This window comes from Deltaproteobacteria bacterium, assembly GCA_016930875.1.
GTDB lineage: Bacteria > Desulfobacterota > Desulfobacteria > Desulfobacterales.
The window spans coordinates 1-23,600 of the sequence record JAFGFW010000021.1 but is presented as its reverse complement, the minus strand read 5'-3'; the positions used below and the strand labels follow the sequence as shown (position 1 = coordinate 23,600).

The window sequence follows — 23,600 nt, the reverse complement described above, 5'->3', positions numbered from 1 at the left end:
TATATGATTATTTGCATTGCCAGCGGAAAAGGCGGCACGGGCAAGACCACTATCGCTACCAACCTGGCTGTGTCACTGAACGGAGATGTGCAGCTCTTGGATTGCGATGTGGAAGAACCGAATGCCCACCTTTTCATGAAACCTGAGATAAACCACACTGAGACGGTGACAACACCTGTCCCGGAAGTAGATCTTGACAAGTGCGATTTTTGCGGCAAGTGCGGCGAGATCTGTCAGTTCAGCGCCATCACTGTCATTGGGAAAAAGGTCCTGACCTTCCCCGAACTCTGCCACAGTTGCAGAGGGTGCATGATGGTCTGCCCAACGGAAGCCATAAGCGAAAAGGGCCGCGAACTCGGGGTACTGGAAAGCGGGAGGTCCGGCCATGTTGAATTCGTTCATGGCCGTTTGCGGGTTGGTGAGGCCATGTCCCCGCCCCTCATTGAGCGAGTAAAAAAACACATCGCTCCTGAAAAGATCTCCATCATCGATGCCCCGCCCGGCACGTCGTGTCCGGTCATTGTTACCCTGAAGCATTCGGACTTTGCGATTATGGTGACCGAGCCTACGCCTTTTGGCTTAAACGACCTAAAGCTTGCTGTTGAGGCAGTGCGTATTTTGGAAATTCCCGTTGGCATCATCATAAACCGCTGCGATGTGGGAGATGATGGTGTTAACAAGTATGCCGGAAAAGAAAACATACCGATCTTGATGGAAATTCCAGATGACAGAAAGGTTGCCGAGGCCTATTCCCGTGGAATCATGATGGTAGAGATAATGCCTGAGATGAAGGATCGGTTTCGAGCCGTCTACGAAAAAATAGCGGGATTGATTGGATGAAAGAACTTACGATCATAAGCGGCAAGGGAGGCACCGGAAAGACAAGCGTGGTGGCCTCTTTTGCGGCCCTTGCCGAGAATAAGGTTCTGGCCGACGGTGATGTGGATGCGGCGGACCTCCACCTCATTCTCGCCCCGGACATAAAGCATGAGGAAGACTTCAGGGGAGGACGAGTCGCTAAAATAGATCCGGAGACCTGCATCGAATGCGGGGAATGTCTGGATCGGTGTCAGTTCAATGCCATCAGCCAGGACTTCGTTGTCAACAAGATAGACTGTGAAGGCTGTGGCGTGTGCGTTTATTTCTGTCCGGTTGAGGCCATCGACTTTCCACAGGTGATATGCGGCAAGTGGTATATTTCGGAAACGCGGCTCGGTCCCATGGTCCATGCCAAACTGGGTATCGCAGAGGAGAACTCCGGCCTGCTGGTGAGCCTGGTTAGAAACCAGGCCAAGGTACTGGCTGAAGAGCAAGGTCTTGACACCATTATTTTGGACGGTCCTCCGGGCATAGGCTGCCCGGTGATCGCCTCCATCACCGGCACGAACGTGGTCCTGATTGTAACCGAGCCGACCTTGTCGGGTCTGCACGACCTTGAACGGGTTGCAGGCCTGGCTGCCCATTTCAAGATTCCGACCCTCGCCTGTGTCAACAAATTCGACCTGAACGAGGAGATGTCGGACCGGATTGCAACTTATTGTAACGACAATCAGATCGAGTTGGTTGGTCGTATCCCCTATGATACGGCCGTCACCCATGCCATGGTTGCCGGCAAAAGCGTTGTCGAATTTTCAGACGGCAAGGTATCTGATGCCGTCAAGGAACTGTGGCGCCGGGTTGAGGACTTTTTGTTTGACGGGACATCAGGATAGAGGGCATGAGGAAGGCTTTCTGGTCTTTTTGGTTTTTATCCCGTCAAAACAACGGGTGAGTTATCACAAATGGTAACCCTGAACCTATGAACGCTTATTATAAATGACAGAAAAATTTGTTTACGGCCCAGTCCCTTCACGCAGATTAGGCTTGTCCTTGGGCGTTGATCTGGTCCCTTATAAGGTCTGTTCGTACGATTGCATCTATTGCCAACTCGGACGAACCCCAAAAAAGATCATAGCAAGAAAGCCGTACCTGCCGGTTGACAAAATCCTGGACCAGGCATGTCAAAAGCTGAAAGCGGGTGTGCGTGCAGACTACATCACCGTGGCAGGTTCAGGGGAACCGACGCTGAATAGTGACATCGGGTTGTTGATTCGCGATATCAAGAAACACACACAGATTCCCGTGGCTGTATTGACCAACGGCTCCCTTCTGGCAGACAGCCGGGTCCGTGAATCGATCATAGAGGCTGATGTGGTGCTGCCTTCCCTGGACGCCCATAATCAAGAAGGGTTTGAAGCCATTAACCGGCCCCACCCTGACATACAGTTCGACGCCATGGTCAACGGGCTGATGACCTTTCGCAATGAATATGCGGGGGCTATCTGGCTTGAGGTCTTTATCCTGGACGGCATCAATGCAACCGAGACCGATGCCCTACAATTCAAACATTGGATTGACAAAATTCATCCCCAAAAAATCCAAGTCAACACGGCGGTCCGCCCGTCTGCAGAAACCTACGCACGGCAGGTCTCTGCAGAAAAGCTGGGCAGGTTTTGCGAGATATTAGGGGATCAGGCTGAAGTCATCGCCCCGTTCAGGGATTCTGAAAAGCACACGGGGAAAACCAACATTGAGAAAGACCTGTTGAGCTTGCTAGCAAGGCGGCCCTGCACGCTCGACGACATCTCTTCCGGACTAAATGTGCACAAGAATGAAATCCTGAAGTACATCGAGCCCTTGGTAAAAAATGAAAAACTCAGGGTCGCAAAAAAGGGCTCTGCAATCTACTATCAACCTGGAAATCCTCAATGACGATCATAGAGAAGATAGAAGAGGCCTTAAGGGGCGTGATTGACCCTGGCACCAATCTCGACATCATGCGTATGAAACTGGTCAGAGACATTTCGGTAGACCCTGCCGGCAAGGTCTACTTGACATTTCGGCCGTCTTCTCCGGTTTGTCCCTTGGCCTTTAAGCTGGCATATGACATAAAGACTGCTGTTGAACAGACAGAGGGCGTTAAGGCGGTTGATGTGAAGGTTGCCGGATACAATCGGGCCGATGAGTTGATGGAGGTATTGAAACAAGCTGAGCATTAATAGAGAAGGGAGGAATGTCACTTGCCAATCTATGAATATCGATGCACGGGCTGTGGCCATAGCTTTGAAAGATTGCAGTCCCTTCAAGAAGGGTCATCCAATACCTGTCCGGAGTGCGGAAAACCGGCCGAAAAGGTAATGAGTTCTTCTGTTGCCTATGTCATGAAGGGGGCCGAGTATTCGGGCGCCGGCCGCGGGGCCGGAGATGGAAGTTTGTGCTGCGGGCAGTCTTCGCCCTGTGAGAATCCCAAGCGATGCTGCGAAAAATAACAAGGAGGTATCATCACCAATGAGGATAGCTGTTACGTCTACTGGAAATGAATTGATTTCAGACCTGGATCCCCGCTTTGGAAGGGCCCAGTACTTCCTGATCGTCGATCCGGAAACACTCGCGTATGAGGCTGTGGAGAACAAACAAAACCTGAATCTTCCCCAGGGCGCAGGTATCCAGGCGGCAAAAACCGTCGTAGATCAGAACGCCGATGTGCTGATTTCCGGCAACTGCGGCCCCAAGGCCTTTGATGTTTTGAATGCCGCAGGCATCAAGGTGGTGACAGGCGCCAAGGGACGCGTGATGGATGCCATTACCCAGTACAAAAGCGGTCAATTGGAAACCGTAGAGGGACCCAATGTGGAAGGTCACTGGGTTTAGGCCAGGTATGCATTTTCACAAATTCGACGACGCAATGAAACTTCAAGTAGAGGTTATTGCGAGGAGTCCTGCCTGGGGCGGGACGACAAAGCCATCCATTCCAGGCCCCCCAAGATTGCTTCGTCCGCCCGCGGCGGACTCGCAATGACATGAAGTGACAGCATCAAGAATTTCCGGGGTTGCAATCAAGCCCAGGAATACTTATATTGCAGCGAACGACGGAGTTTTTTTATACATCGCTGATACAGGAGGGAAATATTCGGTTAGCCCGTTAGCCCGTTTTCCGGTTTACCGGACTCCCAACGTTTTCATAACATTAACGGGCTAACAGGCTAACCGAAAACACACTACAGGAGGAAAGTTTATGAGTGAGTCCAAAAAGAGTAGTTCTTCTGGTTCCAAACAGGCTGCAGACACGGCTCAACAAGATCAGCTAATCCACGGAACCCTGAGTATTATCAAAAATAAGTTCCTGGTTATGAGCGGCAAGGGGGGTGTGGGTAAGACAAGCGTTTCGGCCAATTTGGCTGTGGCCCTTTCAAAACAGGGGGCCAAGGTCGGCTTGATGGATGTAGACCTCCACGGTCCTGATATCCCCAGGATGCTCGGTCTCAAGGGACTTCTTGAGATCAGCGGAGATAATCGAATGGTGCCCAAGCCTTATTCGGAAAACCTGAAAGTGATTTCCATTGAATCCTTGACTCAGGATCAAGACGAAGCCGTTATTTGGCGGGGCCCCTTAAAGATGCATGTCATCCGGCAGTTCCTTTCTGATGTCCATTGGGAAAGACTTGATTATCTCATTATCGATTCACCCCCCGGTACAGGGGATGAACCGCTGTCCATTGCCCAGACTATCCCTGGTTGCAAGGCCATCATTGTGACAACGCCTCAGGAGATATCCTTGGCCGACGTGAGAAAATCGATCAATTTTTGCAAAACAGTTAAGATGCCGGTCTTTGGACTAATAGAAAATATGAGCGGTTCTGTGTGTCCCCACTGCGGCAAAGCCATCGATATCTTCGGCACTGGTGGTGGTTTTAGAACTGCCATGGCCATGAATGTCCCCTTCCTGGGTCGGATACCCTTTGACACGAAAATGGTACAGTGTGCTGACGCAGGGGAGTCCTACCTGGAAAAATATCCTGATTCAGAGATGACAAAGGCCTACAACGAAATTGTCGCAAAGATCGCTGAAAGCAGCCAGAAAAAAGCCTCTGTCACTAAACTGACTCCGAGAAAATCAGAAGAGAAAAAGGACATAAAGGATATAAGGGAGACAACTGACATGAAGATTGCGGTTCCGATAGCTGAAGGTAAACTGACAGCCCATTTCGGCCATGCCGCAGAGTTTGCCATTGTCCACGTTGAAAACAAGGAAATAAAAAACAAAGAACTCCTTACGCCCCCAGCTCACGAGCCGGGCGTGCTCCCCATCTGGCTTCACGAACTGGGCGTAAGCGTTATTATTGCAGGAGGTATGGGCCAAAGGGCCTTAAGTCTTTTTGGAGAAAATGGAATAAAAGTACTGCCAGGCGCCCCCAACCTGACCCCTGAGGAGCTGGTTCAGCAATACTTTAGCAATACCCTGGTTACGGGCGAAAATGTGTGTGACCATTAAGTCCAATCCCGGCTCCAGGATGCAATGCTCTTCGATTGAGAGCTCCTTGTAAAAAATCCCCCGAAATCCCCTTGCAACATAGGGGATTCGTGGGGATTCCACTGCCCACGACTTCTCAAAAAACCCAGGCAGTACGGTTACCGTTTCTCACTCAAACTGATAGTGTTTTCTTACCTCTCCCCGCACTTTCCAGGTACATGACATGCCTTTGGGGAAAGTGACAAGATCTCCTTTGCCATTTCCACTGGTTCTCCACCGTAAGGCACCGAAATCAGCCTTCGATTATCCGCCCTATTGGCGGGGCGCTTCAAGGTGAAAACACATGAATCAGTGGTGACGCCGACACAGGCCAGGTTCCTTTGGCCTGGTTGACGCCCTTGCGAAAAACCAGATAGCTGTATTTCCCGTAATGGGGGATCTTTCGGGCCACCTTGGGAACGGCATTGGCAGAAAGGGGCAAAAAGAGGCCCATCACCCGTTGGCGATCCTGTGGATTCGGAAGGACAACAAAAAGGACATCCCCCTCCCCATGGTAGCGCACCCCTTCTACGGTGAAACGATCCGGCCACAGGGCCAGTCCCTTGCGCAAAGTCGACAGATAGGCCTTCTCTTCCGGGACTCCCAGATAAAGGACATCGTGTCCTTCAAGGCGCGAAGGATATATTTCATCCTCAAGAAACATGGGGGATTTCTCTTGGCCAAGGGCCTTCAGAAGTAGCCTGGAAGCATCCCGGGTTACCGGTGCAAGGCTTCGGGCAACCACGACAACCAGGGATTTCGAACCCTTAATGCCGTTGACCGAAGGCGGAATCTCAGACGGATCAAGGTATCGAAACAGGTCCACATCAGGATCCGCCACAAGCCTTCGAGGGGTAGCGTTGGAACTGAGGGCAAAGAAGGCTTCCCGTCCCGTTGACGAGATTTTGGCCTCAATGCTCGCCCCATCAGTCTCAAGCCTCAAGGGGACTTCCAGATCGTAGTAAGGCGACTTCTGGGTCAGGCGGCCGCTGACCTCCCAGCCCTGGTTGTCTTTCTTTAATTCCACATCTTCCAGGGCCAGCTTTGGCGCTCCGGGCCGAGTCACCCACTGGCAAAAAAAGGGCTTGAGGTTGCGGCCACCAGCATGTCCCAGAGCCTCAGCAAAGTCATCCCATGAGGCCACGCGAAAACATTTTTCTCGAAAGACATCCCGCAGGCCTGCCCAGAAAGCCATATCATCTACGAGACGTCGGGCCATGTGAAACACCATGGCGCCCTTGCCATAGCCCACAGCCCGCGTCAAAGGACTAATGCGACCGGTGAACGCTTGTAATGGGAAATCCTCTCCGGAAGGGACCAGCGTGGCATAATCCCTCAACACTTTCAGCCGGTAGGCCCGCCCTTCTTCAGCAGAAGACCTTTCCTTGTATGAATAGTCAGCTACATAGACGGTGAGGCCTTCACACCAGTTTCCGCGGTCATAGTCCACCAGAACACCGTTACCCCACCAGGAGTGAGCCACCTCGTGCCCAAGACTCGTATCAAGGATAAACGGAAGTCGGATCACCGTTTTTCCCAGAAGAGTGTAAGAAGGAAATCCGTATCCTGTGGGAAAAAAGTTTTCCACCACAGCGAATTTCTCAAAAGGATAAGGTCCGAAAAGATTACTGTAGAGGCGCAGGTACCTGGCCGTTGCTTCAAGGTACTGTCCGGCAAGGTGCCTATCTTCAGGAAATAAATAAGTGTATATGGGAATCCCATGGACCTCTCTTTCTTGCATCACATACGGACCTGCCGATAGGGCGAGCCCTTTTGTGGCATGTGTAATATCCCAAATCGAAATGGTTACACCTGCATCTGTATCCCTGTTCAGCCGCTTGCCTTGAGTGACTGCCTCATATCCTGCTGGAGCCTGGACACGCAGAAAAAAGCTACAACTGCTGCCGGGAAAGTCCGGATACCATCCGGCCCCTGGCAGCAGGAAAGTCCCCTCAGGTAAAATCACCCCAGTGACTCCATAGCTCGGGTCTTCGGTGTGGATGGGATCTTTTGGCACACTATCCCGGAAAAACGCCTCGTATGAAACGCTGACCGCGACTTCACCGCTTCCCGCATGCTGTGCCAGGGGAATGCGAAGACGTCCGTTTTCAAAGGTAAATGGTGTGGTCTTGCCGGCTATTGAGACCTCGGTCACATGGGCATCAGCCGCAAGGGTAAGCAAAAAATGTGAGGCTTTTCCGGGAGTCACCTTCAGAGTGTCGGTTCCTGTCAGGCGCTGTGAAGCAGGATAAAGGATAAGCGCCAGATCGTGATGAACAATGGGCGGGGAGGCAAGGGCCGTGGCCCCAAAGAGGAAAACACAGGCTGCAATGGCAAAAAGCGATGTGTGCACGGCGTATGTGGTCATTAAGGCTTCTGGTCGCATCCCCTGGAAGAACGGATTCAGAGGTGCGTTTCTTGTATGTAGTCAACCGCATTCTTGAAGATCTTGGAGCCCACTGTCAGCTCAGACTTGATCGACTGACCCTTGCGCTTCACCAACGCCTTAGTGCGTGTCCAATCAGGATGATTGGTCCAGTGGTTAAACGCCTCGGGATGTGGCATGAGACCGAAGATACGGCCTGTGGGATCGCATATCCCTGCGATGTCATGGATAGAACCGTTGGGATTATACGGGAATTGCCCCTGGGCAGCCTCGCCGGCCGGTGTGGCGTATTTGAAAACTATCTGCTGTTGATCCACGAGGCGCTGGATGATCTCATCTGACCCGTAAAACTTCCCTTCGCCGTGCCGTACGGGAAGTTCCAGCCGGTTGATCCCCTTGGTGAAAACACAAGCAGATTCCGGATTTCCGGAAAGGGTGACCCAGTCATCCCGGAAATTCCCGCAATCGTTAAAAGTGAGGGCTACCCGTCTGGTCTCATAATCTCCATCAAAGCCCGGAAGAAAGCCCAAGTTTACCAGGGTCTGAAAGCCGTTGCAGATCCCCAAGACGAGTTTTCCTTCCCTGATGAAGACCTGAAACGCTTCGCCGATGTTATACTTTAGACGCACGGCTTCCAGCACACCGGCGCCATGGTCGTCGCCCCAGCTAAAGCCACCGTCAAATACAAGGATATCGTAGTTTGCAAGGGCCACTTCCCCTGAGATAAGGGCATTGATGTGAACACGGGCGGAAACGGCCCCGGCCAGTTCAAAGGCATAGGCAGTCTCATGGTCGCAGTTCAGGCCATAGCCCGCAAGGACAAGCACATGGACCATTCTTTTGTCGGTATGACCTTGTGTCATGTGGCACCCTTCACTTGCCCGCACCAGAAAGATCATGCCCCAGTGGCTCGTCACAGAAACTATGGGCCTCAAAATGGCAAGACGAAATACTTAATGTGCTCATACGCTTCACCCATCTGGTGTGATTTCAGGATATGTTAAATTGCCAAAATCGTGCACTGGACTGTTGACACACTGCATTAGCATCCGGCATCTATTACACAAGTTCCCCAAACGGCCCCTGCCAGGCGGCCTTAAGCTCAGAGACCGACATGTTGATGAGCGACTCCCCTTTCAACCCATTGATGACAAGTTCAGGCGCTTCGGAAATAGTCCCGACACAGCCGTACGGTACGGCATCCATGACGGACTCAAAAGACGAATGATCCTTGGGGTCAATCGTCACAATGAATCGGCCTGGCGTCTCTGAATAAAGGATTACATGATCATGCTCTGCACCCACCCTCGGAACCCCGGACAGGTCAACCGCCATGCCCAGGCCTCCTCCCATGGAGACCAGGGCCAGGTGAACTCCAAGCCCCCCGCGATAGATGCCATGACACGATGCAAGTAATTCCTCCTTGATAGCCTGGCTCAGCGCCCTGTAACACTTCATACAAGAGTCGGGTTCCAGCCTGGGCACGTGGAGCCCAACATAACCAAAGTGTTCGTAGTACTCGGAAGCGCCCAGCTCATTCCTGGTTTCCCCCACCACATAGACCAAGTCTCCGGCAAACTTGGCGTCCATGGTCACACAACGCGTGACATCTTCAACCACGCCGGTACAGGAAAACTGCAATGTAGGAAAAGCGGAGACCTTATGGGTCTCGCCGTATAGCCCTTTAAGATGTCCGTCCACGTACATGCTGTCTTTTCCTGAAAGAAGCGGAATCTCATAAGCCCGGCAGACATCCCTCAAGGCCCAGTTCGCTCTTACGAGCTGGGCAGCCTTGTACTTGCCGTCAGGGTTATCTATTCGGGCATACTGCACCGAAGGCCAGCAGAAGTTGTCCACGCCTCCGATACGGTCCGGATCAGCGCCCACGGCAACCACTCGGCGCACCGCCTCATCAATCGTGCAGGCCACCATGTGGTAAGTATCGATCTGGGAATAATTGGGCAGCAGGGCCTGGGCTGCGGCAAGTCCCCGAAGCGAATCCAGGACGGGGCGGATAACGGCCGCGTCGCTGTTTACGTCGCGATCTTTTCCAACAAGCGGTTTTATCACGCTTGTTCCCTGCACTTCATGGTCATATTGCCGGATGATCCATTCCTTTGAGCAAATGTTGGGCCGGGAAAGGAGAGCGAGAAGCAAACTCGATGCGTCACTTGGCTCACCAAGGACCGGCTCAACAAGCCCTCTTAGCTCAGGGGGAGTCCATTCTGCATCAAAGGTCCACTGGGGAAACTGCGAGGTAAGCAGACTCAGATCCACATACGCACACGTCTGGCCATCGTAAGTAATGTGGAGTTTTCCAGAGTCCGTATAGCGGCCGATGACCGTGCTTTCCACTGCGTGTTTTTCCGAAAGGGCCATAAATTGTTCCAGATCTTCCGGCTGAACGGCCACTGTCATCCGTTCCTGGGATTCAGAGACCCAGATTTCCCATTGGTCCAGCCCCTCGTATTTCAATGGGACCTTTTCCAGTTCAACCACACAACCGTTGCTGAACCGGGCCGACTCCCCGATGGATGATGAGAGTCCGCCACCACCGTTATCCGTCAGAAAAACAATGAGGCCCTCATCACGGGCTTCCAAGAGAAAATCGTGCATCTTTTTCTGGGTGTACGGGTCTCCGATCTGAACGTGACCGGCAGGAGTGTGAGCCGAGAAACCCTCAGAGGCCGCAGTGACGCCATGGATGCCGTCTTTTCCCACTCGGCCGCCGCACATAACTATCAGATCGCCGGCAGACGTGGTTTTTTCCTCGCAGGGCCTTCCCTTGACAAGAGCAGGCATGAGGGCCATGGCAGTCACAAAGACCAGGCACTTTCCGAGGTAACCTTCGTGAAACCACACCTGTCCGAAAGGAGTGGGAATACCGCTCTTGTTGCCGCCATCCCTGACCCCCTCGATGACGCCGTCAAGTAAGCGTCTTGGATGAAGCCGGGGCGTTAACTCTCCACCATAGTCTCGAGGTCCCACGCAGTATCCGTACATGCCCATAATCAGCTTAGAGCCTTTACCCGTACCCATTGGGTCCCGGTAAACCCCGACGATCCCGGTAATGGCCCCGCCATAGGCCTCCATATTGGAAGGGGAATTGTGGGTCTCACCCGTAATGACGTAATAGTAATCATCGTTAAAGCGCCCCACCCCTGCATTATCCCAAAGGACTGAAACAACCCACGGCTTTTTCTTCTTAATGGCCAGCGTGGGCGCCTCAATACACGTGGCAAAGAGGTTATCCACCTCCTGGCTCTTGCCTGTCGCCAGGTCTCGATAATGGAAAAGGCCCCTGAAGGTGTTGTGGTTGCAGTGATCGCTCCTGGCCTGGGAGATGTATTCCAGTTCAACATCAGTGGGCGCCGAAAGCTGGACTTGCCGGCGCTGGGCAAGGACATCCTCTCTGAGGTAGTAGGCGCGGATGGTCGGGATGTCATTCGGATTCAACGCCAGGTTCCGTTCATTGCTAATACGCATGAGCGTTTCGTCGGTATCAATGGAAATGGCCGTAACTGTGGGTGTGTGATCCAGCTCTACCCGTGGTATGATAATCCCTACGCCCCTGTCGGGATTCCAGTCTTTTCGAGAAAAGACCTTACACTGCTGGATCGTGTCATTGGCAAGAAGCTCGCGGGCAATCTGGTCCGCGTCTTCGAAAAAGAGGTTGCCACCCTTCAGGCAGTACCTCTTTGAAGTATAGATGCCCTCGTTGGGCTTCACGCGAAGCCCAAGGAAGTCCTGAACAGCTTCTGTGGCCGTGCTTCCGGGGTTGTCCCGCACGCCTGGTCTGTAGCCGACCCAGAGGATCCAGTCAGAATCAACATTTAAGGGCTTGTAAGAAGAAATCTGGGTTACAGGATTGGTAAAGATCTCTTTTTGAATGGCCATAAGCTGATCTTCGGTGAGGTCCACGTCGATGGTCAGTATGTTCACGGCGCGAACCAGTTCGACATTGAGCCCGAAATAGTCATTCGCTTTCCGGCAAACAGCAGCCCCTTCGGCATCAAAGAGATCCGGTCTTAATGTGATTTCCAGGCAAGCAGGCATGAAGAATCCCTATCAGAAACGCAATGGGGTGTCAAAACAAGATCGCAGCCCTGTCATGAGTTGAAAGCCAAGTGGTAATCAATTCAATTTGATATCACCGGTGAAATGTGGTTAATTCAGAAATTAGGGAATTGAGAATTGATAATCTCGTAAAAAGTCGTCACTCCGGTGAAAACCGGAGTCCAGAGCCTTTGTAACTAGCTGAATAAAATGGATTCCGGCTTTCGCCCGCCTGCGGGCCAGGGCCTATGGCGGAAAGCTCGGAATGACAGTCCGCCGGAGGCGGATTTCGACTTTTTACGAGGCCGTCAGAATTGGAGAATTGAGGGACTCAAATCCAAACCAAGGTGATGGTTCAGCCCCCTAACAGGCGTTAATTGTCTTTATGAACTCTGGAATCTCTACTGATCAGCGCAGTCACCTCGTTGGCCGCACCGAAGAAACCAAACAGATCCAGCGGGTGGCCATATATGCCTTTCTTCTCAACTTCGGGCTTGCAGGACTTAAAGCGGCGCTGGCATACCTTTCCGGCAGCCTGGCCGTTGTCGCCAGCGCTGTGGATTCCGCCACGGACTCTGTTGCCTCGCTGGCCGTTCTTGGTGGGCTCAAGCTGTCAACCCGCAAAAGCCGCGCATTTCCTTACGGATTATACAAAATCGAAAATGTGATTTCAGTAATTGTGGCAATATTCATCTTTTTCGCAGGCTTTGAAATCGCCCGCAAAGCCCTGTCGCCGGCAGAAAAACTCCCTGCTATCAGCCCCTGGATCATCGCTTTGTTGCTTGCCGGCACGTTGATGACCTTTCTTTTCGGCCAATACGCCATTGCCGCGGGAAAGCGAACCGAATCCCCCACCTTGATCGCTGAGGGCCGCCATCGACAGGTTGACGTGCTCTCTTCCATCGTGGTGTTGGTGGCAGTGGTTCTCCATTATTTTGGGTTGAACGCGAGTTTTTTCGGCATCACCATAGATCATGTTGCCGCGGGATTAGTCGTTGTCTTCATTGCCCGCGCTGGATGGGAGCTCCTTTCAGACGGCATGCGTGTATTGCTGGATGCCTCCATGTCCCCTGAAGCCCTTGACCAGGTCAGACAGATTATTGAGGCTGAGCCCATGGTGACAGAGATACGATCGCTCACGGGCCGAAACGCCGGGCGTTTCCGCTTCTTGGAGACTACCTTGGCGCTGCGAACCGATGACTTGATTAAGGCTCACACAATCAGCGATCAAATCGAAGCCGAAATCCGCAAACAGTTGCCTCACGTGGAGCACGTGGTGATCCACTGTGAACCTCAGGTGCGCGAGTACCTGCATGTCGCCGTACCCCTTGCAGACACCACAGGAAAAGTGAGCAGCCATTTTGGTGAAGCCCCGTACTTTGCCCTGTTAAGGTTGCGTTTTGCCGATAGGCACATCGAACGGCAAGAAGTGGTTGCCAATCCACACACCAAGGTGCCAAAGGCTAAAGGAATTCGTGTGGCCGAGTGGCTGGTCAAACACAAAATAGATGTGGTGGCTGTGAAAGAGGACTTGCGGAAAAAAGGCCCGGCTTATGTTTTTGCCGACGCGGGCGTTGAATTACAGATTTTATCAGTCGGTCAACTAAGCGAAGTCATTGCCTCCCTTGGCAAATGAGTGTTTTGTAATCGTTCGTCCGAACAGGGATGGGTTCAAAAAAGGAGTGAACGCAGTAGAAAAAGGGTTCTTCGTTTAATCCGGAATAAAGTATTATTGACCTTTCAAATTATCGGACTATAATATAATCATGATCGAAAGAAAGCTTTTTCCAGACCTGGTAGGCCATCTCCACCAAAAAGAGATAAGTATTATCATAGGACCTCGCCAGTCCGGCAAAACGACCCTCATGGACCTGCTGAGGGAACACCTTGATAGAAAAGGCGAGCGAACGCTGTACCTGAATCTTGATATTGAATGGGACAGGCCTCACTTTGAATCCCAATCGGCGTTGCTCAGGAAGATAGAATTAGAGCTAAGCAAAGAGCGGGGTTATGTTTTCATTGATGAAATACAGCGGAAAGAAAATGCCGGTCTTTTTCTTAAGGGCCTTTTTGATCTAAAGTTGCCATATAAGTTCATTGTGTCCGGATCCGGAAGTCTCGAATTGAAAGAAAAAATCCATGAATCTCTTGTCGGAAGAAAACGGTTATTTGAACTAAACACAATTACGTTTGATGAGTTTATCAACCACAAAACAGACTACAAGTATAAGGAAAATCTCGCCGGATTTCTTGAAATAGAAAAGGACAAGACCCAACAGTTGTTAATGGAATATATGAATTTTGGGGGATACCCACGTGTTGTGCTGGCGTCCGAGCTAACAGAAAAAATACGGATTATAGACGAGATTTTCAGCAGCATCCTCGAAAAAGACATCGCATATCTTCTCAAAGTTGATAAAACGGAGGCATTCAGCGCCATGATAAAGGTCCTCTCCAGCCAAATCGGAAACCTTATCAACTACTCCGAACTGTCATCCACACTGAACATTTCATATCAAACGGTGAAGAGATATTTGTGGTATTCCCAAAACATATTCCTTTTAGATATCATCTCGCCTTATGCTCGAAACGTGAGAAAGGAAATCACAAAGTCACCCGTTCCTTACTTTTGGGACCTGGGCCTGCGGAATTATGTTTTAGGCATTTTTGGCCACTTGGGCAGCCCATCAGAGTGTGGATTCATTTTCGAAAATCTTGTCTTTCTACTGCTCAAAAAGCAAATAAGATTCAGTGCGATAAAACTGAATTTCTGGCGCACAAAGGATAAAGCTGAAGTCGATTTTGTTCTGGAAAGGGGCGGAAATATCGTTCCAATCGAAGTTCAGTATAAGTCTTTAAAGAAAACAGTTTTCTCGCGATCTTTGCGCAGTTTTATTGAGAAGTATTCGCCTGATGAAGCCTATGTCGTGAATCTTGATTACAGTAATACTCTTAAAATCAATAAGACGACACTTTTCTTTCTTCCATATTATGAATTGCTCTATAAGAAAATAGGTGGGACAATTTGAACTGTCTCCACAAGCCATTGAAATTCCAAAAAGCGAAATCCCCTCAAAATACACTTATTGAAAATGCGATACAAGGCAAGGAGGCTTTTGTGCGGCCGATACGGTTTTGAAATAATCAATAACGAATCCGTGAAACGGTTGCGGTTGGAAGGAACGTTACATAAAAATTTTCACTACCCCTCGAAACGTGGATGAAGTGGTCGATTTCCTGATGCACGACGAAGAAAGCCGGGTTTTTCTGACCTCCATGGTCTCCTGTCTCTTCGCACGACAAGTCTACAACGAAGAAGGTCTGGCTGATTGCCTTCAATCGGTGGGCTAAAGCGCGCTGGCTGACAACATGGAGGCTGTATCACGCCATATCCAGAAAGTGCGCTGGCAAACCCGTGTGGCCACAGGCTTTGATCCGCAAGGGGTGCACATTCCCAAGCGTTTCACCGAAGTGAGTACCTGGAAAGGACCGGTGGATGAGGATTACCTTAACGCCCTTAAGAGTGAGTGCGGGAAACGTATTCTAGAATTGGGAAAAGATGATGCGAACCAAGGGTGAGTCAAATCCCCCGCGCTTCCGCACGGGACATCCAAATTGGGTGTACTAGGAGATTCTATGAAAATACTCGTGATCAATACAGGAAGTTCATCCATCAAGTACGAATTGTTCGATGTAGACCACCATAGGATCATGGCAGGGGGCCTGGTCGAAAAAATCGGCGAAGAAAGGGGCATTCATACCCATAGAAAAACCATGCCCAACGGCGAAACCGTGAAAAGAGTTGAAGAGAGGCTGATCGCTGACCATCGTCAGGGGCTGAACCGTGTCGTGGGCCTGCTGGTTCATCCGGAACATGGGGTCATCGCGGACAAGACCGATATCTCGGCTGTGGGCCACCGCGTGGTCCATGGCGGGGAGGCGTTCAACTCAACCGTGATTATTGATGAAAAGGTCATCGCTGCCATTAAGGAATACGTCCCCCTGGCCCCTTTGCATAATCCTGCCAATCTGATGGGGATTGAGGTTGCCGGATCGATTTTTCCTGATGCGCCGCAGGTCGCGGTATTTGATACGGCCTTTCACCAGACCATCCCCAGCCATGCCTTTCTCTATGCCATTCCCCACGAGATGTATGAGCGGCACAAGGTGCGGCGTTATGGTTTTCACGGCACTTCGCACGCCTATGTCTCTGAGCAGGCGGCAGAGTATCTGGGCAGGCCCCTGGCAGAGCTTAATCTCATTACCATTCATATCGGCAACGGGGCCAGCATGGCGGCCATCAAAAATGGCAAATCCGTTGATACCACCATGGGGATGACGCCTCTTGCCGGATTAGTGATGGGAACCCGGTCAGGCGATGTGGACCCTGCGCTTCCCTTTTTCCTGGCAAACCATCTGGGAATGTCTCTTAAGGAAATTGATATGATCCTGAATAAAGAGAGCGGTCTGAAAGGAATGTGCGGAACCAATGACATGCGGGAAGTCATTGAGAAAAAGAACGCGGGTGAAGAGCGGGCAAGAATTGCTCTTGACATCTACACCTACCGGATAAAAAAATTTATCGGTGCATATTTTGCGGTCTTAGGGAGCCTTGACTGTGTGATCTTTACGGCAGGAATTGGGGAAAACGCACCATATATCCGCGAACTCTCCTGCCGCGGATTAAACAAGCTGGGCATCGAGATTGATCTGGAAAGGAACAATAAGACCGGAAACGGGATCAGAGAAATCAGCTCTCCGGGCAGTAAAGTCAAAGTCCTGGTGATCCTCACAAATGAGGAGCTGAAAATCGCGCGGGAGACAAAAAAGGCGATTGAAAATGTATAGCGAGTGCGTTTGCCGGGCATGGTCGTAATAGCTCACCGCAGAGGACCCAGAGAAAAAGGAAAACAACATGAACAAACAACACAAAGAATTGGAAATGATACGTTCCGACGCTAAAGAGATATTTGCCGGCTGTCTTGGGGCTGTGGACCCGTACAGGGCGGTAAAACGTTTTGTACACCTTGAGGGAGACAGGCTGGTGGTCGGAATGGAAGGACGGCCTAAAACCGAACTTGACTTGGCCGAATTCGATCGCATCTCGCTCGTTGGTGCAGGAAAGGCCACTGCCCCAATGGCCAGGGCCATTGAAGATCTGTTCGGAAAAAGGATCCAGAAAGGGCTGATCAACGTCAAATACGGCTTTACACAAGAGCTCGCGTTTACTGAGATCACCGAGGCCGGCCATCCCGTGCCGGATGAAAACGGCGTAAAAGGGAGCAGAAAGATATTTGATTTCTTGCAAAGCGCAGGCGAGAAGGACCTGATTTTTTCTCTCATATCCGGTGGGGGATCCGCCCTGCTCCCCCACCCTGGGGGAGATATCACACTTTCGGACAAGCAGGAAATTACCCGAAGATTGCTCGCGTGTGGAGCCAGTATTGATGAGATAAATGCTGTCAGAAAGCACATAGCGTCTTCTAAAGGCGGGCAGATGGCAAGGGCGGCCTTTCCGGCCACCGTTGTCAACTTGATGCTCTCGGACGTGGTGGGAGACAAAATGGACGTGATTGCCTCAGGACCTTTTGTGCCTGACACCTCCACGTTCAAAGATGTTTGGGGGATCTTCAAGAAGTATAACTTGAAGGATATCCCCGCTTTCATCCAAAAACACATCAAGGCGGGCTTGGACGGGCAGATCCCCGAAACACCAAAAAAGAATGATACGATATTCGACCGTGTCTTCAATTTTGTCGTGGGAAGCAATATATTAGCCCTGGAAGCGGCAAGTGCAAAGGCGAAAGAACTCGGATATGAAACACTTATCCTTTCCTCTATGGTGGAAGGAGAAACAAGGGAAGTGGCACGGGTTCACACCGCCATGGCCAAGGAAATTGTCAAAACCGGCAGGCCGATTCCGCCACCGGCATGTGTTATCTCAGGAGGTGAAACCACGGTGACTATCCGGGGTGATGGTCTTGGAGGAAGAAACCAGGAGTTCTGCCTGGCTGCATGCCTCGACCTTGTGGAGCTTCCGCCTCGTGTTGTCATCCTGAGCGGGGGCACAGACGGAAATGACGGCCCCACAGACGCGGCAGGCGCCTTGGTAGATCCTTTGACAGTAACGCGAGGAAAAGATGCAGGGATGGAGGCAGCCGAGTTTCTGAACAGAAACGACGCGTATCACTTCTTTGAAAAGACCAGTGATCTCCTTATGACCGGTCCTACGAATACGAACGTAATGGATGTCAGGCTTGTGTTAGTGTGCTGAGAAGGGCTTTGCCCGGATTGGAGTGGTGGAGTATCGGAATGATGGTTTTGAAGGTGCAGGTGTGCGCAATCCAAACACTAAAAACCGAAGGAAAACGCTAAACGGGCAAAGGAATGGATATAACTTCAACGGGCGGCGCTCGCGGACGTTATTGACTAGCTTGAATTGTGAAGCTGACGCTTATGCTCGTCGCTTAATCTTGTTTCATTTCGAAGGTAGATATAGTTCGCTCTCCCTTCTCGAATCACTCTAAGGATGCTGAAATTACCCCGTACAAGGAACAAGAATTTGCCCAGCCCTAAGGGTTCGCGAAGAAAGGAGTTTACATTTTCAGGAGTCCAGACGCACGCATGGCAAGGCGCGAGGAGGGCGAATAGCAAGCTATTTAACCGACGAGCAACGCAGACAGGCGGGATGGACCTGCCTGCCGGCAGGCAGGTCGGCGCATCAAAATGTGAAGTTATTTTTGAGCGAGCCCTAAGGCTGCGCCCCTCGGCCGAGGGCTTCATGAAGCTCTTCTGCGTGATAAGAACTGCGCACAAAAGGACCGCTGGCCACTGCGGAAAAGCCCATTCCGAGAGCAACCTCCTTCCAGGCGTCGAATTCTTCAGGAGCAACGAAGCGTTCAACCGGAAGATGTTCTTTCGACGGCTGAAGATACTGGCCCAGCGTGAGGACAGTGCAGCCGGCAGCAACAAGATCCTCCAATGTCTTCTCCACTTCTTCAGGAAATTCCCCCAGGCCCAGCATGAGGCCCGACTTGGTGGGTATGGCAGGGTAATATGCCTTCGCCCGCCTGAGCAGTTCAAGTGATCGAGGATACAAGGCCTCCGGCCGAACAGTGGGATAAAGGCGAGGCACGGTTTCCAGATTATGGTTCAAAACGTCGGGCCGAGCTTGAAGGACCGTCTGAAGAGCCTCGCAATTGCCCTGAAAATCGGGGATCAGGACCTCCACAAAGGCTTCAGGCGTTCTTTTTCGGATCTCATCAATTGTCTCTGCAAAGAAACCGGCTCCGCCATCGGGCAGATCATCCCTTGTGACAGAGGTGATGACCACATAGCGCAATCCCATATGTTGTGCGGTTTCGGCTACACGGGCTGGTTCTTCGGGGTCGGGAGGGCTTGTCGGCCTGCGTTCCACAGCACAGAAACGGCAGTTGCGTGTGCACCGAGGACCCATAATGAGAAAGGTTGCAATGCGTCGGGAAAAACACTCCCAGAGATTAGGGCATTTTGCTTCCTGGCACACGGTGTGAAGTCGACTTTTTCGCAACAGGGTCCTGACCGCTTCGTACCTTGGCCCTGTGGGAAGGCTCCGCTTCAACCAGCGTGGTTTTCGGACACGCATTTTCGCAGCTTGTTCCTGCATCATTTCTTTGTCTTTGGTCGCACAAGCGCAACGGGCCTCAGAATGAAGGAATTGGGAATCAAGAAGGCTGCGTCCCTGCGGGTTCTGTAAGATACAGAAAGAGATCGGCGAACAGTCGGCCGGTAGTTCCGCCAGCCGAGTAGTAACAAGTTCGACTCCAAAAACGGCTTCGAAGTGACCTTTTACAGTTGTCCGTACTTGACTCATGGGTACTCTGGACGAAAGCTCGCGCTCCATAGATGTCACCCCTATTCCCTGAAGACCGCAGGGGTTGATCCATCTGAAAGGCTTCAGCGAAAGATTGACGTTTAAAGCAAGACCATGAAAGGATATTCCGTGGCGAATAGCTATGCCAATGCTTCCCAGCTTGTTGCCGTCAACCCAGACCCCTGCGTTTAGGGGGTTTCTTTCGGCCTTGATCCCCCAATTGTCAGCAGTGCGAATCATCACTTCTTCGAGATTCTCGACATAATCAGTCACCGCTATGTTGAGCGCACGAAGATCAACAACCGGGTACATGATGAGCTGTCCGGGGCCGTGAAAAGTCATGCGGCCCCCGCGTTCCACTTGAATCACGGGAATTCCGGACGCCTTCAAGATATTTTGTGACACGGTAAGGTCGTTCAACCCGCCCCTGCGCCCCACAGTAAACACAGCGGGGTGTTCCATCATTAAAACAACATCTGTGGCAACACGGTTCTCATGTCTTGCAGACACAAGATGCGTTTGCAGATTCCAGGCGTCTTTATAACCCACCGTAGAAAGCTCAACATAAAGCCATTTTTTGTTCAACGTTCAAACCCGTTCGTTTCGTAGAAGAGCCGAGAGCCATCTACTGTTTCAAAGTACGGCATGGCCCACTCAGCCCGCAAGGCATGGCTTGCGCGCTGCTGTTGTTTCGTCCAGTCTTCTTACCTTGCAGCGCTTCGGCGCATCATGGAGCAACTCCGGATTTCTGCCGGCCTCATTTGCGATCGTTTTAAAGGCCTCGATAAACTGATCGATATCCTCTTTGGACTCTGTCTCCGTGGGTTCAATCATGATGGAACCATGCACGACCAGCGGAAAATAGACTGTCGGCGGATGAAAGCCGTAATCCATCAGGCGCTTGGCCATATCGATAGTCGCAATTTTATGCGCCGTTTGATTCTTGTCTGAAAAGACGCACTCATGCATGCACGGCCTGTCATAGGCAAGATGCAACGTTCCTTTCAGTCGTTCTTTGATATAGTTGGCGTTGAGAACGGCAAGCTGGCTGGCCTTTTTCAGGTTTTTCGGCCCCATGCTCCGAATATAGCTGTATGCCTTGATCATGACGCCAACATTTCCGTGAAAGGCCTGCATCTTGCCGACTGATTCAGGAAAGTCTTCCGAGAGCCCGTATATTCCGTTTTCCTCCATCACCCGGGGAACGGGCAGAAATGGCTCAAGCCCTTTTTTGACACAGACCGGTCCCGAACCTGGGCCTCCTCCACCATGGGGCGTTGAAAAAGTCTTGTGCAGATTAAGGTGCATGACGTCCACGCCGATCTCGCCCATTCTTGTTACACCCATGACAGCATTCATGTTGGCTCCGTCACAATAGACAATCCCGCCTTTAGCGTGGACTATTTCGGCTATTTTATGGATGTTTTCTTCGTATAGGCCAAGGGTATTTGGGTTAGTCACCATGATGCCGGCCGTGTTCTCATCCATGACCTCGGCAATGGCCTCTACAGAAAGGATTCCCTGATCGTTGGATTTGACGGGCACTGGACTATAACCGCACAGCGCCGCAGAGGCAGGGTTTGTGCCGTGAGCGGTATCAGGGACAATAATCTTAGAGCGTCGTTCACCCCGGCTTTTGTAAAACGCATACATAAGAAGCATTCCAGTGAGCTCTCCATGAGCGCCTGCTGCAGGTTGAAGCGTGGCGGCATCCATTCCGGTGATCTCAGCAAGATATTGCTGGAGTTCAAACATCATCTGGAGCACGCCTTGAGACAGGGCCGCGGGAAGCAAGGGATGTGCGCCCGCAAATCCTGGAAGGCTCGCCTGTTTCTCATTAGTCTTCGGGCTGTATTTCATCGTGCACGAACCCAGGGGGTACATGCCGGTATCTACTCCAAAATTCCATTGTGACAGCCTTGTGTAGTGGCGCACCACGTCGATTTCGCTCAAATCCGGGAGTTCAGGGCCTTCGCATGTAAGTCCCTGGCCGAGAGGGGATGACTCCACATCACGTCGCGGAAGGGAGAATCCGCTTCGGCCCTTCTTTCCCTTTTCCCAGAGCAGTGGTTCGTTCAGTATCAGACCGTTAGCTCCCAGAGATTCCTTCATGATGTAACCTCCCTGACAAGGCTATCCATGTCCTCCTTGGATCTGGTTTCCGTGACACACAACAGGTAATGGTTGGCAAGTTCAGGATAATATGGAGCCAGATGGAGGCCTGCTACGATTTTCTTTTCCAGAAGGCGTTCATAGGCAGCCTGAAAGCCCGCGGGGAATTCCACAACAAACTCGTTGAATGTGGGGTCGTCAAAGGTTATCGCGAGACCGGCGTTTTTCAGTTCTCTCTTGAGATATTCAGCCTTGTCATGGTTGAGGCGGGCAAGCTCCCGGATCCCTGTGCCCCCCACAGAGGCCATATACATTGCCGCAGCCAGGGCACAGAGACTGTTGTTCGTGCAGATATTGGAGGTCGCTTTTTCCCGGCGAATATGCTGCTCTCTCGTGGCAAGCGTGAGCACAAAGCCTCTTTTTCCGTCCAGGTCTTTAGTCTGGCCCACGAGGCGGCCAGGCAGGCTTCGCATGTATTTTTTTCTGCTTGCCAGCATGCCGAGCGCCGGGCCTCCAAAGGTTTGTGGAATACCCATGCTTTGGCCTTCCCCGCATGCAATGTCGGCTCCTTGACTCCCGGGGCTCTTTAGAAGTCCGTACGAAAGGGCTTCCGTAAATGAAGCGATAAAAAGGGCCTGCCTGTCATGAGCTTTTTCTCCAACGGCTTGAAAGTTCTCAATACATCCGAAGAAATTGGGCGACTGCACTGCGACCGCCGCAAAATCTTCCATGTTATCAAGGTCAGTGAGGTCGGTCACACCGTTTTCGAGATAGCCAAGTTCGACGACTTCGTAGCCCGTAGGCTCAAAATAGGTATGGACCACACGACGATAAAGGGGGTGAATCAGACGTGAGACGGCAACTCGTTTTCGCTTGGTCACACGAATGGCCATGAGGAGCGATTCGGCCAAGGCCGTGGCGCCGTCGTAATGAGATGCCGTGGCTATCTCCATGCCTAAAAGGCGGGCAGTCAGCGTCTGATACTCATAAATGGCCTGAAGTGTTCCCTGGCTCATCTCCGGCTGGTAGGGAGTGTAAGAGGTGACAAACTCGGACCGGCCCAAGAGATAGAATACAGAGGCAGGCACGAAATGTTCATAACTGCCTGCTCCCATAAACACCTTGTATTCCGGGGAGACGGCCATGTTGTTGGCCAAAGCCTGCATGTGGGCGTTTAGGTCCCATTCGGTCAACGGCTCCGGCAAATCGAGATCAGCGGAAAAACGGCACTCCTCGGGGACTGTCGAAAAGAGAGAGTCAAGGTCGTCAACCCCCACAGCTTCAAGCATTGAAGCAATCTCTTCACTGGTATGTGGAAGATAACGCATCTACTCGGCTCCTTTCAGCTTTTCCAGGCACTCAACATTAGTCATGAGTGTATCCAACTCAGACAGATCGGCCGGATCGAGGTCGGCCATCCATCCGTCGCCGTAAGGGCTTTTGTTCAGCAGTTCAGGCGCTTCTTCAAGGGCTGTGTTTACAGCAATGATTTTTCCTCCCACCGGCAGATAACATTCGCAAACTGCTTTCACGGATTCCACGGTTGCAAACACTTCCCCTTTTTTGAAGCTATCGCCCTCCTGTGGAAGTTCAACGAAAACAATATCTCCGAGCTGATCCTGGGCATAGTCGTCAAGACCGACCCGAACCTTATCGCCTTCAAGCCTGGCCCATTCATGATCATCTGCATAGCGCGCATCATCGGGCATATTCAGTTCATTGATTTCCTTCATGACCACTCCTCCTTTTTCGCGTCATTTTTTGACAAATAGGGTCTTAGGGCTCGCTCAAAAATAACTTCACATTTTGATGCGCCGATCCATCCCGCCTGGCTGCGTTGCTCGTCGGTTAAATAGCTTGCTATT

19 protein-coding genes and 1 pseudogene are annotated in these 23,600 nt (G+C 51.5%); 12 read left to right on the top strand and 8 right to left on the bottom strand.

The window, feature by feature from the left end; all coding sequences use genetic code 11:
• The first annotated feature begins 3 nt into the window (after positions 1–3).
• The 7 genes from JW883_01935 to JW883_01905 all read left to right on the top strand — a co-directional run bounded on the left by JW883_01935 (position 4) and on the right by JW883_01905 (position 5,311).
• The gene (locus JW883_01935; protein MBN1841024.1) at positions 4–840 is read left to right on the top strand and encodes an ATP-binding protein; all 837 of its coding nucleotides are present in this window, start codon (positions 4–6) and stop codon (positions 838–840) included.
• Positions 837–1,712 carry an ATP-binding protein gene (locus JW883_01930; GenBank protein ID MBN1841023.1) on the top strand — a complete coding sequence of 292 codons (876 nt, stop codon included), beginning with the start codon at positions 837–839 and terminating at the stop codon, positions 1,710–1,712. The genes JW883_01935 and JW883_01930 overlap by 4 nt, the downstream gene beginning before the upstream one ends.
• Positions 1,713–1,815: 103 nt before the next feature.
• Entirely contained in the window at positions 1,816–2,751 is a 936-nt protein-coding gene (locus JW883_01925; GenBank protein ID MBN1841022.1) for a radical SAM protein, read from the top strand.
• Complete coding sequence (locus tag JW883_01920; GenBank protein MBN1841021.1) at positions 2,748–3,038, top strand: DUF59 domain-containing protein; 291 nt, start codon at positions 2,748–2,750, stop codon at positions 3,036–3,038. The genes JW883_01925 and JW883_01920 overlap by 4 nt, the downstream gene beginning before the upstream one ends.
• Before the next feature lie 21 nt (positions 3,039–3,059).
• Positions 3,060–3,308 carry a zinc ribbon domain-containing protein gene (locus JW883_01915; protein MBN1841020.1) on the top strand — a complete coding sequence of 83 codons (249 nt, stop codon included), beginning with the start codon at positions 3,060–3,062 and terminating at the stop codon, positions 3,306–3,308.
• A 19-nt stretch (positions 3,309–3,327) separates the two neighbouring features.
• On the top strand, positions 3,328–3,690 hold the full coding sequence (locus JW883_01910; GenBank protein MBN1841019.1) for a NifB/NifX family molybdenum-iron cluster-binding protein: 363 nt from the start codon (positions 3,328–3,330) through the stop codon (positions 3,688–3,690).
• A gap of 364 nt (positions 3,691–4,054) precedes the next feature.
• A complete protein-coding gene (locus tag JW883_01905) occupies positions 4,055–5,311 on the top strand; it encodes a P-loop NTPase (protein MBN1841018.1) in 1,257 nt (418 codons plus the stop codon).
• Between the two features lie 147 nt (positions 5,312–5,458).
• Here JW883_01905 and JW883_01900 read toward each other — a convergent pair.
• The 4 genes and pseudogenes from JW883_01900 to JW883_01885 all read right to left on the bottom strand — a co-directional run bounded on the left by JW883_01900 (position 5,459) and on the right by JW883_01885 (position 11,771).
• Positions 5,459–5,712 (bottom strand): annotated as a pseudogene (locus tag JW883_01900) (DUF861 domain-containing protein).
• Positions 5,619–7,697, bottom strand: a complete 2,079-nt coding sequence (locus JW883_01895) for a M1 family peptidase (protein ID MBN1841017.1) — start codon at positions 7,695–7,697, stop codon at positions 5,619–5,621. The pseudogene JW883_01900 and the gene JW883_01895 overlap by 94 nt, the downstream one beginning before the upstream one ends.
• Positions 7,698–7,732: 35 nt before the next feature.
• A complete protein-coding gene (locus tag JW883_01890) occupies positions 7,733–8,578 on the bottom strand; it encodes a phosphoribosylformylglycinamidine synthase subunit PurQ (protein MBN1841016.1) in 846 nt (281 codons plus the stop codon).
• A 196-nt stretch (positions 8,579–8,774) separates the two neighbouring features.
• Positions 8,775–11,771, bottom strand: a complete 2,997-nt coding sequence (locus JW883_01885) for a phosphoribosylformylglycinamidine synthase (GenBank protein ID MBN1841015.1) — start codon at positions 11,769–11,771, stop codon at positions 8,775–8,777.
• Between the two features lie 385 nt (positions 11,772–12,156).
• Here JW883_01885 and JW883_01880 point away from each other — a divergent pair, with 385 nt between their 5' ends.
• The 5 genes from JW883_01880 to JW883_01860 all read left to right on the top strand — a co-directional run bounded on the left by JW883_01880 (position 12,157) and on the right by JW883_01860 (position 18,045).
• Positions 12,157–13,407: a cation diffusion facilitator family transporter gene (locus JW883_01880; protein ID MBN1841014.1), complete on the top strand. Its 1,251-nt coding sequence runs from the start codon at positions 12,157–12,159 to the stop codon at positions 13,405–13,407.
• Positions 13,408–13,537: 130 nt separating this feature from the next.
• Positions 13,538–14,800, top strand: a complete 1,263-nt coding sequence (locus tag JW883_01875; protein ID MBN1841013.1) for an ATP-binding protein — start codon at positions 13,538–13,540, stop codon at positions 14,798–14,800.
• Positions 14,801–15,140: 340 nt separating this feature from the next.
• Complete coding sequence (locus JW883_01870; protein ID MBN1841012.1) at positions 15,141–15,350, top strand: hypothetical protein; 210 nt, start codon at positions 15,141–15,143, stop codon at positions 15,348–15,350.
• A gap of 57 nt (positions 15,351–15,407) precedes the next feature.
• On the top strand, positions 15,408–16,619 hold the full coding sequence (locus JW883_01865) for an acetate kinase (protein ID MBN1841011.1): 1,212 nt from the start codon (positions 15,408–15,410) through the stop codon (positions 16,617–16,619).
• 67 nt (positions 16,620–16,686) lie between these two features.
• The gene (locus JW883_01860) at positions 16,687–18,045 is read left to right on the top strand and encodes a glycerate kinase (GenBank protein MBN1841010.1); all 1,359 of its coding nucleotides are present in this window, start codon (positions 16,687–16,689) and stop codon (positions 18,043–18,045) included.
• A 477-nt stretch (positions 18,046–18,522) separates the two neighbouring features.
• Here the strand turns inward: JW883_01860 and lipA are convergent, their stop codons facing one another.
• The 4 genes from lipA to gcvH all read right to left on the bottom strand — a co-directional run bounded on the left by lipA (position 18,523) and on the right by gcvH (position 23,468).
• Positions 18,523–20,208, bottom strand: coding sequence for a lipoyl synthase (gene lipA, locus JW883_01855; protein MBN1841009.1), 1,686 nt, complete (start codon positions 20,206–20,208; stop codon positions 18,523–18,525).
• Positions 20,209–20,277: 69 nt separating this feature from the next.
• Positions 20,278–21,735: an aminomethyl-transferring glycine dehydrogenase subunit GcvPB gene (gene gcvPB / locus JW883_01850; GenBank protein ID MBN1841008.1), complete on the bottom strand. Its 1,458-nt coding sequence runs from the start codon at positions 21,733–21,735 to the stop codon at positions 20,278–20,280.
• Positions 21,732–23,063 carry an aminomethyl-transferring glycine dehydrogenase subunit GcvPA gene (gene gcvPA, locus JW883_01845; protein MBN1841007.1) on the bottom strand — a complete coding sequence of 444 codons (1,332 nt, stop codon included), beginning with the start codon at positions 23,061–23,063 and terminating at the stop codon, positions 21,732–21,734. Before gcvPA ends, gcvPB begins: the two co-directional genes overlap by 4 nt.
• Positions 23,064–23,468, bottom strand: coding sequence for a glycine cleavage system protein GcvH (gene gcvH, locus JW883_01840; GenBank protein MBN1841006.1), 405 nt, complete (start codon positions 23,466–23,468; stop codon positions 23,064–23,066).
• Positions 23,469–23,600 lie beyond the last annotated feature (132 nt).

Bases quoted from the DNA above. Each gene is read 5' to 3' on its own strand.
- JW883_01910 (MBN1841019.1), top strand. From the start codon at position 3,328: ATGAGGATAGCTGTTACGTCTACTGGAAATGAATTGATTTCAGACCTG.
- gcvPB (MBN1841008.1), bottom strand. From the start codon at position 21,735: ATGAAGGAATCTCTGGGAGCTAACGGTCTGATACTGAACGAACCACTG.
- JW883_01875 (MBN1841013.1), top strand. From the start codon at position 13,538: ATGATCGAAAGAAAGCTTTTTCCAGACCTGGTAGGCCATCTCCACCAA.
- JW883_01935 (MBN1841024.1), top strand. From the start codon at position 4: ATGATTATTTGCATTGCCAGCGGAAAAGGCGGCACGGGCAAGACCACT.
- JW883_01895 (MBN1841017.1), bottom strand. From the start codon at position 7,697: ATGACCACATACGCCGTGCACACATCGCTTTTTGCCATTGCAGCCTGT.
- JW883_01930 (MBN1841023.1), top strand. From the start codon at position 837: ATGAAAGAACTTACGATCATAAGCGGCAAGGGAGGCACCGGAAAGACA.
- gcvPA (MBN1841007.1), bottom strand. From the start codon at position 23,063: ATGCGTTATCTTCCACATACCAGTGAAGAGATTGCTTCAATGCTTGAA.
- JW883_01920 (MBN1841021.1), top strand. From the start codon at position 2,748: ATGACGATCATAGAGAAGATAGAAGAGGCCTTAAGGGGCGTGATTGAC.
- gcvH (MBN1841006.1), bottom strand. From the start codon at position 23,468: ATGAAGGAAATCAATGAACTGAATATGCCCGATGATGCGCGCTATGCA.
- JW883_01905 (MBN1841018.1), top strand. From the start codon at position 4,055: ATGAGTGAGTCCAAAAAGAGTAGTTCTTCTGGTTCCAAACAGGCTGCA.
- JW883_01865 (MBN1841011.1), top strand. From the start codon at position 15,408: ATGAAAATACTCGTGATCAATACAGGAAGTTCATCCATCAAGTACGAA.
- JW883_01885 (MBN1841015.1), bottom strand. From the start codon at position 11,771: ATGCCTGCTTGCCTGGAAATCACATTAAGACCGGATCTCTTTGATGCC.
- JW883_01880 (MBN1841014.1), top strand. From the start codon at position 12,157: ATGAACTCTGGAATCTCTACTGATCAGCGCAGTCACCTCGTTGGCCGC.
- JW883_01925 (MBN1841022.1), top strand. From the start codon at position 1,816: ATGACAGAAAAATTTGTTTACGGCCCAGTCCCTTCACGCAGATTAGGC.
- JW883_01870 (MBN1841012.1), top strand. From the start codon at position 15,141: ATGGAGGCTGTATCACGCCATATCCAGAAAGTGCGCTGGCAAACCCGT.
- JW883_01890 (MBN1841016.1), bottom strand. From the start codon at position 8,578: ATGACACAAGGTCATACCGACAAAAGAATGGTCCATGTGCTTGTCCTT.
- JW883_01860 (MBN1841010.1), top strand. From the start codon at position 16,687: ATGAACAAACAACACAAAGAATTGGAAATGATACGTTCCGACGCTAAA.